Source organism: Paraburkholderia sp. GAS448, from assembly GCF_050435685.1.
GTDB lineage: Bacteria > Pseudomonadota > Gammaproteobacteria > Burkholderiales > Burkholderiaceae > Paraburkholderia.
In genome coordinates, this window is record NZ_JBNDKT010000021.1 from 63,568 (window position 1) to 76,526 (window position 12,959).

Genomic DNA, 12,959 nt, shown 5'->3' on the forward strand with positions numbered 1-12,959 from the left:
GACCGTACACGCGTTGTTGACTGAAGAGGTGACAAGTGAAATTCTCGATGAAAAATGAAATCCGCCCGGACGATGTTTCAACGATTGAGCATGCGATGAAGACCGTCGATGCCGACGCGAAGGTCAACGTTGACATTGACGCGAAGACGGTGAGCGTCGCTGCCATGACAAAATCCTTGCGATGAAGCGACTTGTCGCTCACGCACAACCGCCCGTCGTAAAAGAGACGCTGCCACTGCCGGATCATCCCGTCACCGATATTGTTGAGCAGAAGTACCTTGACGGGCACGCCATACGTGGCTCGGGCCGGCGGGTTTGAGTTTGCCTGCCGCGTTGAAACGCTCGGCGAGCTCGAGGACAAACTCAGGGCCTTCGTGGAATTTGACGGACCGGCTTTCCTCGAAGTCATGATCGACCAGAACGCTGACGTGTTTCCGATGGTGGGGCCGGGGCAAAGCTACGCGAATATGATCACCGGGCCGTTTATCCCGTCCCGGTCTGAGCGGGAACCTGGTGGAGGTAAGAGTGCAGGGCGTCAAGGGGCTGCGGATATGTTCTAAGCCGGCACGTGCTCACCAGGAACGCACGGGCAAACCATAGCCACTCCGCATCCGCCACAGGTCCCGCTCGTTGAGGTTGCCTGTGCTGTCGGCTGCATGCTGACTTCGCAGCTATACTACAGATCTGTGTTCGTCTGACGGCGCATCGCGCAAGCGGCCATGCAGCCCCCAACTCCCGACGTTGTACGTCTGTTCCCAACCTTCGTTTGGCAGGGCCGCCTTGAGCCGGCGTGCTACGAACCACTTAACCGGGATCTGCTGGCGTACGTTGAAACCTTGATGGGCGCTGGTGGAGGAACCCGCACAGGCGCCGCCTGGCAATCCGGGCACGCGCTCCAGCAGAAACCCGAATTTGCGGCGCTGATCCCCCATATCGAAGCCGCCGTGAGCAATGTGCTCGACTTTATCAAGGTAGTCGGTGCACCGTTCCGTATCACTGGGTGCTGGGCCAACGTGCTGGACCCTGGTGCGGCACACCCCATGCACAGCCATCCAAACAATTTCCTGAGCGGCGTTTACTACCTGCAGACCCAGACCGGCTCGGACACGATCAATTTTCACGATCCGCGTCCTCAGACTGCCATCATTCGTCCGCCGATCACCGAATTGACGGCGTACAACACCGACCAGGTGGTGGTGACAGTGAGCGATGGCACCTTGCTCGTGTTTCCCGCCTGGCTGCCGCACTCTGTGTCAGCGAACATGAGCGGCCGCCCGCGCATCAGCGTTAGTTTCAACGTCATGTTCACCGCTTACGACACGGCTATGAGCCCGCCGCTATGGGGCAAGGAATAGTGTTCGACCTGATCGGGCAGGGCCCGGACGGCTGCGGGGCGACGGCTGACCGGTGGTCCGCATCGCGGCGTCGCAAGCGACGTCAGCATGGTCTCGGCGTACTATAGTTGAATGCAGTACGACGCCGTCGGGCCCGCGCCCCGCAGTGAGGCGCCCGGCGCTATTGCCAGTCCAACATGTCCACGGTTCCGGCGTCGAACGTTCGGCGATCTCACGCAGCTCGTTCGTGTCAACGTTCATGCTGCGCGTCCTCCAAAATGACGATGGAGATTGAAATGGCCCACGCTGAGAACATGTACAACGGATTTAAGTACCAGGTTCAAACGCTTGCGAAACACGGCGTCGGGGGAGAGCACCTGAAGATATTCGGATTTAACGGTTTCGTGCTTATTCCTCGCGAATTTGATACAGAGCGACCCATGCAACTTCCCGTTCAATGCCTCGTGGAAGAGGGGTATCGTCGGGAAGACTGGGCGTTGAACGCGGCGATTGACGAAGCGAAGGCGATCGTCGACGGCAAGCGTCCGCCGATTGACCCGAAAACGTTTCGATAGGACTGGCTCCATTAACCGTTCCCAGGTCGGACATGCGCGGCTGGGAAGGGCTCGGCGGGACGCTCTGGGGGCAACGTAGCCGCCGGGCTTCATGAGCGTTATCCGATGACCGGCGTACGGTGGGGCCGCGTGCCACCAGGATGCTTGGCGTTCGGCCGATGTGCGCTGGAAAGCGATCCAGCCCGGTACGCGGCGAGCGTCACCTTGACGCGATGCGATTGGGCGAGCATTCGATGGTGATGATGCTGCGTGCCCGCGTAATACAGGCCCGGCATGACGACGGGCGTGTCGTCGCCATTCAGCCAGCGGCGAATCGCGACCAGATCCGCCGAACGCGCCCGGGAAGATCGCGCGCCGAGGAGCGCAATAATCAGCGGACCGTTCGGCATGTTGGTTTCGACCACGATGCAGCGTTCTGCCTCGTCGGTATAACCGGTCTTCGCGAGCTGAAGGTCCCAATCCGGCTGATCGACTATCGGGTCGGTGTTCCGATAGAACCTCGTTCTGCTGCCGATTGCCTCCTCGTAGCGCGGAAGTGTCGTGAATGCGCCGATCAACGGATAGTGCGACGCGGCATCCGCCATTTTCACGACATCACGCGCGGTGGAGAAGTTGTCTGGTGACAGCCCTGTTGGATCGTCGAAGTGCGTGTTGGCCATGTGCAGCTCGCGCGCCTTGTGGTTCATCTCCCGGATGAAGGCAGGCTGACCGCCCGGAAACGCGCGCGATAGCGCGGAGGCCGCGCGGTTCTCAGACGACATCAGCGCAAGGCGCAGCATCTCCTCGCGTTCGAGCGCAGCACCGACCGGGATACGCGAACTCGTATGTTTGAGCCGATCGATATCGGCATTGTCGATGGTCAGTGTTTCCCCCAATGCCTGCGCTTCGTCCAGCACGACCATGGCCGTCATCAGCTTGGTGAGCGAGGCGACGGGCCTGACTTCGTCAGGATTCTTTTCCAGCAGGACTTCGCTGCGCCCGACGTCGTACACGAGCGCGCTGTGGGAATAGAGAAGTGGCGTCCCGGCGGACGTCACGAGCGGTGCGGAGGCGAGAAGCAGCACGCCGGCGAGTTTCTTCATGTCAATCACACCCTGGGACTGCAATCAGGCGAACAGGCGATTACGGGTCCAACGTGCAGAATCGTCCCTAACAACTAAACTGTAGTTGTTAACCGCAGAAATGTATGTGGGCAGGAAGACAGATTCTGTCGCTGGAGATCAGCGGTCATGAGATGTTTGCTCGATGCAGTCTTTACCGTCCCGGTTCTGGCGGCACCGGCCGTATCGTTCGCTCAGCAATCCAGTTCGACCGTCCCGCGGGAACAGGTGAAAGCAGAACTGATGCAACTCGAAAGGACCCGCTGCAATCCCGTCCGTCGTAACGCCAACTATCCGGAAGACATCCGCGCCGCGCATGCGCGCGTCGCTGCGCAGAGTGGCGCGGCGCCGGGCCAAACCAGTTACGTTCCTGCGAACCGCGGTTCGTCGCAGTCGGGCGTCCCCGGCAATTGACGGCGGATAACCAGATCGCTTCGACCGCTCACACCATCAACCAATCGACTGGCGGAGGGCGGAAAAGCAGTCGATGGGAGATCGACGGTGTCACGGATATCGATAAGCGGAAGGCGCGCTCTTGTGGCGCTCGTGCTCTGCACAGGCGTTACGTGCCTGGCAATTGGCGCAACGCTGCTGTTCGAGCTGTCAGTGATCAGCCGTGCCATTAGCGATTTCCGTCTGGAAGAGGCAGTAGAAAACGCACGAATTTCCCGTGGCGAAAAGCCTGCTATCGAGGATCTCCTTAACCCGCCATACCTGAAGCGATACGGCCTGGACCTGAACCTGTACACGGACAAGCAAGGCCTGCTGTCGCCGACAGGCTCTGACTGGCAGCGATGGGGACTTCGGACAAAGGCCGCGGCCACGGTCATGTGGCTGGGTCACGATCCGCCTGGAACGTGGTGGACCTTCTTTCAGATCAGATGCGTCGACCGCTTTTATGAAGCTCATCGCGACAGCGAGCCGATTGTCGACGTCGCTGACGCTTGCCTTGGACAGCCACATTGACCGACGTTTATCCAATCGGTAGGGAATCAAATGAAACGAGGGACCGTTGTCACGCTGTCTGTCGCAGTGCTCGCGATCCTTGGCGGTTGCGGTAACAAGGACGGCGACCAGTTTATCGGTAAATGGGAGAATGCGAAGCGCAAGGAGACAGTTGAAATAAGCAGAAACGGTGACGGTTTTATCATAACCGACACGGCGCCTAACTTCTTTGGGGGTGGAATGAAGACTGTCAAGATTCCTGCTACCTATCAGAAGGGAATGTTGCAGGTGGGCACTGCGTTCGGTAATGCAAATATCGGCTATGACAGGCAACACGACACGCTCATGATGCCAACGATGGACGGAAGCGCAGAGCTGACCCGTGTCAAGTGACGTGTTCACTGTAAGAGACACGTTGACACTGATCGTACAAACGCCTCACGGCACGGGCGAATCGCAGTCGACCGAGGCCAAAGGACTCGCACTGGCGCAAGTCGAGAAGCGCATTGGATGGAGCGAAATGCGGGGCAACGGCATCCACGATGACGAAGCGTGTCTGACGCGGGACGCATCTTTCGATGCTGCAAAAGGTGCTCGCTGAAAGTGGCTTCGCACCGCGTTAAGCCATGACGGAAACCCGTCGTGCGTGCGAGTGTCGTGCAGTTCGCACCATCGCTCCGCTCGGCGAGAGAGAGTATTTGCTCGTACCACGATCTCCTTGTAGTTGGCTGGGAGCGCGCCATGGATGACGAAGTCTATGCAACTCATACGCATGTAGCGCGCGTCCGCGTGATCAAGACTGTGACTGGCCGCTACCGCGGATTCGTGTACCTGCGCCGCATAGGTGATGATCCGGAGTCGGCCCAGCTGCATCACACTGAAGAGGACTTTGCGCGGGAGGTTGAGGCGCGAAATGCCGCGCGCGCTCTGGCTCGCAAAGTGCTTAACGAGTATGGGAGCTGAAATCACGCGGGCCCTGTCTCGGCGCAGGTCGCGTCTTGTCGGTTGCGGCAACCCGAACGTCGAATCACAGCGGAACACATCGCAAATATTCAACAAGCCCGTACGGGTGTCACGCCTGGGCAGTGCGGACGAGCTTTCTGCCCGAATCGACTGTCGGATCTGTTCGACAGCCAACACTGCTTCAGGCAAGGGTCGTGTAAAAATCAAATCGCTTTAAATGCAGCTTTGTGGCGAAGGCATGATCCTTTCAATTTCGACAGATAACTTCGAGTATCGAGACGTTGCTTCCTTACCGCTCAGGCTTGGCACATCGTATTTTCTATATTTCTGAATAAGTCGACGGTTTATATCATGAAAAATGATATTGAAGCTTCCAGGTATTTCCTCTCGATGTTTGATCGGGAAATTGAAAAAATAGGACGATCGGCATGCCTGTCAGTAGACATCAAATCCGTCTCGGACCAATCCACCAGGAAAGTATTTGAATCGGGGCTCAACTGGCTTGCAGACTTTATCATGAGACCGCACGCTGAACTGGGTCGCCGCGGCGCCGTTTGTCCTTTCGCCAGGCCAGCTCATGACGAAGGGTCTTTGGTTTTTTGTGTCTGGGACGTAACAGAACTACCATTCGATACGTTCCTTTCGATATTAAACAGGCTGCCCGCTCTTTATCATAAACTGTTTGCCGATGTGTCCGGAAAATCACGACTATCTTCGATATGCATATTCCTGAATGGCTTGAAAGAAGAGCAATATTCTGAATATATAGACGAGGCGCATTCGATGGTGAAGCCTGTTTTCATGGAGGCCGGATTGATGATCGGAGAATTTCATCCTTTGAGCATGACTGCAGGGGTCCACTCAAGGACATTCCGGCCGATGCGTAGTAACCGGCCAGCTTTTGTTGTACGGGCAATAACGCCTCATGATGCGATGTTTATTGATAGAGACGGTAGCCCAGCAGAAGTGCGTCTTCGCGAACTATTGACCTATAAATCATGGGTTGGAGCAGTCCTGCCCGAAGACGAGATCCTGGCAATCGAGAAGCGGATTACAGAGTTGCGACTGGCGATCGCGAGTCGAAGTTGACGCGGTTATCGGGCCGCTTTGCGCGGACCGATCTGGAGCGACATCCGGTGCAGCGAACTCGGGTGTACAGCTGGGGCGCGCAAGACGCCGGTGCGCCCGGCATCGAGAATCCTCTCGCGCAAAAATTCCTCGAAATGAGCCATCACGACGTCACGCGCTGTGTGCGAGAACAACGCGTGATCCACCCTCGCGAGTATCTTTGCCGTAACGTTCGTCAGCTTTCCGAGTTCGCTACCGTTCGGCCCAAAACGGATCGCCAGTTCATCCAGCCCCGCATCGAGCGGCCCGTACACCAGCGACGTTTGCACGCCCTTGCGCTCGAGGTCCATGATGAGTTGGCGGATAGCACCCGTCGAGGTGTTGACGCCGAACCAGCCTTCGAACGGCCTGCTGGCGAGCGAAGTCAGGCGCACATACCAGCGGCGTCCCAGCTCCACGGCGATCGCTCGCCCATTTGCCCGGCCGGTCAGCAGCCGGAGCCACTTTTCGGGGTTGCGGATCGAACGCCAGTACACCCGACTCGATTCGATATGGTGAGCGCCCGGCTTCGTTTGCGGGCCCCCCCAAAAGAAAAACGGCAGGTTGACCGACATGCAGCCCACCACGCGAGGATGCGCTAACGCCGTATGAATACTGACGTATGCGCCCGTGCAGACGCCAAACGTGACAACCTCCGGGTATCCGGCCGCCGTCAGCCATTCCACTCCCGCTGTCGCGTCGGTGACCGAATGACGGGCGTACACGGCTTCGAGCGTCGGCGAATCTTCGTGATGAAGACTATCGCCGAGGCCGCCCAGGTCCATGCGTAACGAGGCGATGCCTTGACCCGCAAGCCGTCGGGCCATCAGGACGGCAAGCCGTCCGTCGCCGACGCGATGAACGCCGCCCGTATTGACGAGCAGCACAGCGGGGGCGTGCTCCTGCGCGCAGCGCGGCTGGCAGAATACGCCGACATAGCGCCCGCCTCCGAACACGACAGGTGTCTCATGACCTGCCGCAAAATCGATCCGTGCATCGGCGGCCGGTGCAAGTATCTCCACCGCCGGCGTCGCCGGCGTGCCGGACTGAAAGCCGAGCCACTCGAGCACACTGTCGAAGGCCCGCCGAGGCGGCACGCTGAACCGTGGGTCGACCAGGAACTTGTCGTACTCGGGAAAAATCTGCACGTCCGCGCTCACACCGTGACCACGGTAATGCCCGACCAGCCGATTCATCGAAAGGCTGTCGCAACTGTCATGCAGCAGCACGCGGTGCGCGGCGGGCCGCCCGCGCTGTACGAGGTCGACGGCAGCGAGTTGCTCGAGCGTGTCGGCATACAGCTGAAATCCGAACGCGCCCACGGCGCGCCCGATGTCATCCGCTTGCGCGCTTTCGCGGCCGTTTGGGGTCTTGAGCCAGCTCTGATGCTGCAAGCCCAGTTCCCGTATATAACGCTTGCCAGCGATGACGGGCGCCATCAAAACCAGGCTATCGACGCCGCCCAGTTCTTCGGCCGCGAGGACTGCCAACGTCGCCCCCAGACGCAAGCCGCACAAGATCACGCGTGTTATGCCGGTCGCAGCCCGCAGATACTCCGCCGCAGCCTTGATGCTGTCGATCCATGTGCGAAAGCGCTGCGGGTCTTCCTCGTTGCCGTCCGAATCGCCGGCTCCCGGATAGTCGAAGCGCAGAACGGGAATACCGCCCGCCACCGTCAGTGCTTCTGCAAAGTCGCGCCAGCCGCGGTGCACGCATAGCGCGTCGTAGCCGAACGGGCTGCACAGCACCATGCCCGTCGTGGCCCCGCCGCGTGCCGGCAGGTGCAGCGACCCGTAACAGCCACCAAAGGTGACCGGCCTCATCGCAGGATTGCCTGTCATGGCTATCGCCGCGCAGCCGCATACTGCCGGCCCGCCACCGACTCCTCACGCACGAGCGGTGCGAGCCCGCTCGTGAGCGAATCGATACATTGAAACAGGTCGAACGTAATCAACTCTCCCGGTATTTCTATGCCCAATACGTCTTCAACGGCCAGCATCAAACGGACCGTGCCGAGCGAAGATAGTCCAGCGGCGTAAAGGTTGTCGGTGTCGCTCAAGGTTTCGACCGGCACGTCGAGGCATGCGGTTTCCGCAAGAACGCGGCGCAAATCGGCTTTCATTGGCTCCCCTTTAAGGCTCATTTTGGTATCAATGCACTCATGCGCGGCGATGGCTGGCTATTCCTTGCCGGGATCTGGCACAAACCTCAGGCGGCAACCTCGCCGCGTGCGCACTGTCCGGCGAGGGCCATTCTGTCGATTTTCCCGTTCACGTTAAGCGGGAACGCATCGATGGCAACGATCCGTTGCGGCACCGCGTAGACCGGCAAGCGTTGCCGGCACGCCCGCAGAACCAGCGCGATCTCAACCCGGGCGTTTGTCACGAAGGCGACGAGGCCGGTGGCTCGCCCGACTTCATCGAGCGGCCACGGGATCACCGCGCACAGCGCAGCATGGCTGCACGCTTGCACGACATGTTCGACTTCTTCCAGCTCGACCCGGTTGCCGCGAATCTTGACCTGCGTATCGAGACGTCCCTGAAACACGATTCCGTGTTGCGTCGTTGCGCGCGCGGCGTCGCAGCTTCGATACCAGCGTTGCCCGCGCCGGCCCGGATAAGTCTTCGCCACGAACCTGCTATTGCCGGCTTCGTCAGGCGACAGATAGCCGCCGGCAAGCTGCGGGCCACCGATCAGCAACTCGCCCGTCTGCTGCGCGGCGACCGGTTCGAGCCCGGCATCCACGATCATCAGTTCCACCCCAGGAAGCGCCCAGCCGAGCGGCATGACCGTGTGCTGCGGATCGTCGAGGAATCCGGCGGTGACCTCGAAGCACGTGCAGGCGACGGTCGCTTCGGTCGGCCCGTACATGTGCAGGACCCGGCTGTTCGGCGCGGCCCGCATCCACGCCAGCGCCAGCGAGCGAGGCAACGGCTCGCCGCCGAACAGCGACATTCGAACACTTGGGAAGGCACCCGGCGTCAGCTTGCGCATTTGCTGCATGAAGCCGGCCGCGGACGGCACGCTGTTCCAGTGTGTAATCTCGTGACGCTTGATGAAGTCCGCGTTATAGACAGGATCGACGGTGTGCGGCACGTACAGGCAGCCGCCGTTCGCCCAGCAGACGAACATGTCGTGCACGGACGGATCGAAGCTCAGCTCGCAGAACTGCACATAGCGCGCATCGCGCACTTTCTCGGCCAGTTGCAATTGGCCCGTCACATACGCATCGGCGTTCGCATGCGTGATCGGCACGCCCTTCGGCGCGCCCGTCGAGCCAGAGGTAAAGAGTACGTAAGCGACGTCGTGCACGGTGCCCTGGTGTTGCACATACGGCGCGGCTGGCAACGACGACAGAGTGGCGGCAACGGAGGGCAGATGTGGATCATCCGCGTCTTCGTCGAGCAGGAAGATCTGCGGGCGTTCGTCGAGCAAGGACAGCACTTCATCAAGCGACGCGGCACAACGCCGATCGATCAGCATCAACGGCGCACCGGACTGCTCGATGATGGCGGCGATCCGCGTAGCCGGCATCTTTGGGCTGAGCGGCACATAGGCCATACCGGCGTCGAGAATTCCCAGCACGCCAACATAGGCGGCGACGCTGCGATGCGCAAACAGCAAACATCGGCGGGCGTCGCTGGTCCGTGCAACCGCTGCCAGTCCCGCAGACACGCGACGCGCCCTGGTTTCGATTTCGCCGTAGCTGTAAAGACGCTGATCGACCCATAACGCGGGGCTGTGCGACTGGCTCGCGGCAGAATCGAAGAAGAAGGATTGCAACATCTGACGGCCTCGATCGTTCCAGGGGAGACAGCGACCCGCCGCAAGCACTAACGGTGTCAGCGGCATGCCATCCCGTCATCCGTCGACGAATCGCCGAGGAAACGTTCGCTGCCGACAGCCGGGCGGGTCAATCCTGTCTCCTCCAGTAAGCTTCAAGCCCCCCCGTTGAAGGCTTGCGAAGAAGCGTAGCGTTTCAACCCACGGGTCTCTGTGCGATACCGCTCGCAACCTTTTCAGTTGGTTGGGCGGTTTCCAGACTGAAGCGCAACGCTGATGTCATTGAACGGAATCATCAGATTTGGGGGAGCAGGAGCGAGGCTTGCAGCAAAGACTGCAAACGGCGAACGGAATTGTCGTGTGGCGCGAGGTTGGCGGCGATACTATCAAGATCGCCTTCGCCGTATATCGAGCAGTCGAGGAAGACGGAGCTCTGGCGGCAGCGGTGCTGGATATCGATACTCCGCTCGACGGCTAAATGGCTGCGTGCGAAAACGTGTGCATCCGCGCCGCGCTATTGCAGCACCAGGGCCACCCGGCCGAAACCGCCCACGCCTCTTGCATTTCGCGGAAGAGCCTGTGGGAGACGATGCGCAAGCACGCAATGGCAGCCGAGCCATCGCATTGAAACGCGAGGCTGCGTCAACACGCTGCGGGAGAGCGGTATGGAAGCAGACGACGATGAAGGAATGCTCGAGACCCGGCTGGTCACGGTGTGTGGTCTCGTGCAAGGCATAGGCTATCGGGAAGCCTGCGTACGCCGTGCCGATGCGCTGAGCGTCACCGGTTGGGTACGCAATCGCATGGACGGTTCAGTGGAGGTCATGCTGCAAGGGTCGCCGGCGCAGCTTGCCGAGATGTGCGCATGGCTAGGCGAAGGGATGTCCGCAGCGCTCGTCGAGCAACTCGAAGTAACCGAAATGCAGCCTCCCTTTCCCCGCTTTGACCAGTTTCAGCGCTTGCCCACGCTGTAGCAACCGACGAATTGTCATATGGAAAGACAGTTCGCCTTCACCGGCCGCCAAACCGGCGCCCGTTGCTCGAGGAGCCCGATTGCCACGTTGCTGCTGGCAAGTCGCAAGGTCGATGGCCCTACAATGATCTCGCGGGAACAGGTGCACGCGTAGCCAGATCGGGGATGCGCGTTCCGGGTTCGGGCGATCTGGATTGGCGACGGTTCGGAGAGACTCAAGGAGAGAAAATGAAAGTGGCTGAACTGGAAGGAGAGCTGCTCGACTACTGGGTTGCTCGCGCTGCGGATTTGCTGAATCCTCGCGTCGACGATGGTTTTTGTTGGGTCGAGGAGCCCGCGTGCGATGGTGATCCCGCCGGCACGCTCGAGGCAGCATTCTCACCGTCGGCGGATTGGGCGACCGCCGGTCCGATCATCGAGCGCGAGCGCATCGCCTTTGTGCCGCACCGGGACGATCAATTGGCGTCCGCGTTCAAGATCGACGGTGACACCGTTTCAGGGGAACGATTCCGACAGACGGGCCCGACTCCACTCGTAGCCGTCATGCGTTGCTTTGTGTCCAGCAAGTTTGGCGAGGAGGTGTCTGACACGGCGTAGATAAGCGCATCACCTCTGATGAGCGGCGACCGCTTAAAGGCTCGTACACGCTGCTGCTCTGGCTGGAAGAAGAAGGAAGCCATGGTTATTGCGGTGCAGCGAGCGTTCACCCGGGCAAAGCGGAAAATCTGAATCTGGATCGTGCCGAAATGAGGGTTTCATCCCCCGGAAGCGGATACGAACGTATCCCCACAGTGGTAGATAGAGTCGCTCTGCGCGACGGGGCCGGTGAAAGTCTTATTTTGGTCTACGCTATATGCAGCGATCTGTTGTGCGTTTTCGTGTTTGTGCCGCATCACTGCTGTTGGGGTGGCTTCTGGATTCGCTGCGTTCGCAGCGGATCCTCCCGCGTGATACAGCTCCAACGGGCAGAGGTCGACCTTTCACGAAAACCAATATCCTGACCCTGCTTCAAACCAGCCAGAGTCCGTTGCTCGCACAGCAGCAATAGCACCCTGGCGCACCCACCCCATGGAGGATGAAGATGTCGATTCGATTAGGAGAAGAAGCTCCCGATTTCACCGCCGAAACCACCGAAGGGACGATCCGTTTTCACGAATGGATAGGGGACCATTGGGTAATCCTGTTCTCGCATCCGAAGGATTTCACGCCCGTTTGCACCACCGAGCTCGGGTACATGGCTGGGCTCAAGCCGGAATTCGACAAGCGCAACACCAGAGTTATTGGACTCAGCGTCGATCCCGTCAGCGACCACCAGAAATGGATGAAGGATATCGAGGAGACGCAGGGACACGCAATCAACTACCCGTTGATCGGCGATGCGGACCTGACGGTCGCGAAGCTCTACGACATGATCCACCCGAACGCAGCAGGCGGTGCGCGTACCGCAGCGGACAACGCGACGGTGCGCTCGGTGTTCCTCATCGGGCCCGACAAGAAGGTGAAGGCCATGCTCGTGTATCCGATGAGCGCAGGCCGCAACTTCGACGAGGTGTTGCGTCTGCTCGATTCGCTGCAACTGAACGCGAAACACACAGTGGCGACACCGGTGAACTGGAAACCGGGCGAAGACGTCATCATTCCGACATCCGTTTCGGACGATGACGCAAAGCAGAAATATCCGCAGGGTTTCAAGACCTTGAAACCGTACCTGCGGTACGTGGCACAACCGAGGTAACGCCTTCATCAAGCGAAGCCGCGAAGCGCCGGGCAACCTGGGTCCGGCGCCTGTCCTGATGGTGCGCGCAATCCGTGGTCATACGAATGGATGCGAGTCTTTGCGGGTCACGGGCTTACTGCGATGCGGGTCTGTTCGGCTGCTGAGGTGTTCGATTGATTCTTGTGGAATCCCGGATCAGTTGGTCCGTCATGGCCGCAGCGACCGGATTCGAGCCGCGGCGATCCGGGCTGTCCCGGCCGTGTAGGTCCGGCGGCGGCAGCGACGGATCGAGTTTGGCAGACTCCCTGACCAGTTCGTCCGTCATCGCCGTCGAGACCTGGTTCGAGCCGTGTCGACGCAGACCGTCACGCTCACGCTCGACGCGCGACACCGGGCCTGCCTTTGAACCGAAGGACTCCTCGACGTCAGCTGACCCGAGCCTACGAGCCGGCTGTTGATGCG

Annotated in this window: 16 protein-coding genes and 3 pseudogenes; 14 read left to right on the plus strand and 5 right to left on the minus strand. The window is 59.9% G+C overall.

Translation table 11 applies throughout. From position 1 onward, the window contains the following. Positions 1-35: 35 nt before the first annotated feature. A pseudogene (locus tag P3T23_RS30445) lies at positions 36-158 on the plus strand (copper chaperone); the annotation flags it as partial. Here P3T23_RS30445 and P3T23_RS30450 read toward each other — a convergent pair. Beyond that, a pseudogene (locus P3T23_RS30450) lies at positions 158-298 on the minus strand (thiamine pyrophosphate-dependent enzyme); the annotation flags it as partial. The pseudogenes P3T23_RS30445 and P3T23_RS30450 overlap by 1 nt on opposite strands. 1 nt (position 299) lies before the next feature. On the opposite strand from P3T23_RS30450, the pseudogene P3T23_RS30455 reads away from it, so the two are divergent. The 3 genes and pseudogenes from P3T23_RS30455 to P3T23_RS30465 all read left to right on the plus strand — a co-directional run. Then, positions 300-560: pseudogene (locus P3T23_RS30455) on the plus strand (biosynthetic-type acetolactate synthase large subunit); the annotation flags it as partial. A 159-nt stretch (positions 561-719) separates the two neighbouring features. Next, positions 720-1,355 carry a 2OG-Fe(II) oxygenase family protein gene (locus P3T23_RS30460; RefSeq protein WP_429319800.1) on the plus strand — a complete coding sequence of 212 codons (636 nt, stop codon included), beginning with the start codon at positions 720-722 and terminating at the stop codon, positions 1,353-1,355. A gap of 275 nt (positions 1,356-1,630) precedes the next feature. Next, positions 1,631-1,909, plus strand: coding sequence for a hypothetical protein (locus P3T23_RS30465; RefSeq protein ID WP_429319801.1), 279 nt, complete (start codon positions 1,631-1,633; stop codon positions 1,907-1,909). Positions 1,910-2,007: 98 nt separating this feature from the next. Here P3T23_RS30465 and P3T23_RS30470 read toward each other — a convergent pair whose 3' ends face one another. Further along, on the minus strand, positions 2,008-2,991 hold the full coding sequence (locus tag P3T23_RS30470; RefSeq protein WP_429319802.1) for a serine hydrolase: 984 nt from the start codon (positions 2,989-2,991) through the stop codon (positions 2,008-2,010). A gap of 147 nt (positions 2,992-3,138) precedes the next feature. Between P3T23_RS30470 and P3T23_RS30475 the strand changes: the two genes are divergently transcribed. The 6 genes from P3T23_RS30475 (at position 3,139) to P3T23_RS30500 (ending at position 6,006) form a co-directional block, all read left to right on the plus strand. After that, the gene (locus P3T23_RS30475; protein ID WP_429319803.1) at positions 3,139-3,423 is read left to right on the plus strand and encodes a DUF4148 domain-containing protein; all 285 of its coding nucleotides are present in this window, start codon (positions 3,139-3,141) and stop codon (positions 3,421-3,423) included. Between the two features lie 123 nt (positions 3,424-3,546). Continuing rightward, the gene (locus P3T23_RS30480) at positions 3,547-3,975 is read left to right on the plus strand and encodes a hypothetical protein (RefSeq protein WP_429319804.1); all 429 of its coding nucleotides are present in this window, start codon (positions 3,547-3,549) and stop codon (positions 3,973-3,975) included. 30 nt (positions 3,976-4,005) lie between these two features. Further along, the gene (locus tag P3T23_RS30485) at positions 4,006-4,347 is read left to right on the plus strand and encodes a DUF3876 domain-containing protein (RefSeq protein ID WP_429319805.1); all 342 of its coding nucleotides are present in this window, start codon (positions 4,006-4,008) and stop codon (positions 4,345-4,347) included. 22 nt (positions 4,348-4,369) lie between these two features. After that, complete coding sequence (locus tag P3T23_RS30490) at positions 4,370-4,555, plus strand: DUF7706 family protein (protein WP_429319806.1); 186 nt, start codon at positions 4,370-4,372, stop codon at positions 4,553-4,555. A gap of 140 nt (positions 4,556-4,695) precedes the next feature. Further along, positions 4,696-4,917, plus strand: a complete 222-nt coding sequence (locus tag P3T23_RS30495; protein WP_429319807.1) for a hypothetical protein — start codon at positions 4,696-4,698, stop codon at positions 4,915-4,917. A 351-nt stretch (positions 4,918-5,268) separates the two neighbouring features. Next, on the plus strand, positions 5,269-6,006 hold the full coding sequence (locus P3T23_RS30500; RefSeq protein ID WP_429319808.1) for a DUF6875 domain-containing protein: 738 nt from the start codon (positions 5,269-5,271) through the stop codon (positions 6,004-6,006). 5 nt (positions 6,007-6,011) lie between these two features. On the opposite strand, the gene P3T23_RS30505 is transcribed toward P3T23_RS30500, so the two are convergent. The 3 genes from P3T23_RS30505 to P3T23_RS30515 form a co-directional block, all read right to left on the minus strand. After that, a complete protein-coding gene (locus P3T23_RS30505) occupies positions 6,012-7,865 on the minus strand; it encodes an alpha/beta fold hydrolase (RefSeq protein ID WP_429319809.1) in 1,854 nt (617 codons plus the stop codon). Positions 7,866-7,867: 2 nt separating this feature from the next. Beyond that, positions 7,868-8,146 (minus strand): acyl carrier protein, encoded by a 279-nt coding sequence (locus tag P3T23_RS30510; RefSeq protein ID WP_429319810.1) that lies wholly within the window; start codon positions 8,144-8,146, stop codon positions 7,868-7,870. An 86-nt stretch (positions 8,147-8,232) separates the two neighbouring features. Further along, on the minus strand, positions 8,233-9,810 hold the full coding sequence (locus P3T23_RS30515) for an amino acid adenylation domain-containing protein (protein WP_429319811.1): 1,578 nt from the start codon (positions 9,808-9,810) through the stop codon (positions 8,233-8,235). A 319-nt stretch (positions 9,811-10,129) separates the two neighbouring features. Between P3T23_RS30515 and P3T23_RS30520 the strand changes: the two genes are divergently transcribed. The 4 genes from P3T23_RS30520 (at position 10,130) to P3T23_RS30535 (ending at position 12,515) form a co-directional block, all read left to right on the plus strand. Further along, on the plus strand, positions 10,130-10,285 hold the full coding sequence (locus P3T23_RS30520) for a hypothetical protein (RefSeq protein ID WP_429319812.1): 156 nt from the start codon (positions 10,130-10,132) through the stop codon (positions 10,283-10,285). Positions 10,286-10,472: 187 nt separating this feature from the next. Then, a complete protein-coding gene (locus tag P3T23_RS30525) occupies positions 10,473-10,781 on the plus strand; it encodes an acylphosphatase (RefSeq protein ID WP_429319813.1) in 309 nt (102 codons plus the stop codon). Between the two features lie 227 nt (positions 10,782-11,008). Beyond that, positions 11,009-11,377 carry a phage protein NinX family protein gene (locus P3T23_RS30530; protein ID WP_429319814.1) on the plus strand — a complete coding sequence of 123 codons (369 nt, stop codon included), beginning with the start codon at positions 11,009-11,011 and terminating at the stop codon, positions 11,375-11,377. A gap of 484 nt (positions 11,378-11,861) precedes the next feature. Continuing rightward, positions 11,862-12,515: a peroxiredoxin gene (locus P3T23_RS30535; protein WP_429319815.1), complete on the plus strand. Its 654-nt coding sequence runs from the start codon at positions 11,862-11,864 to the stop codon at positions 12,513-12,515. Positions 12,516-12,959 lie beyond the last annotated feature (444 nt).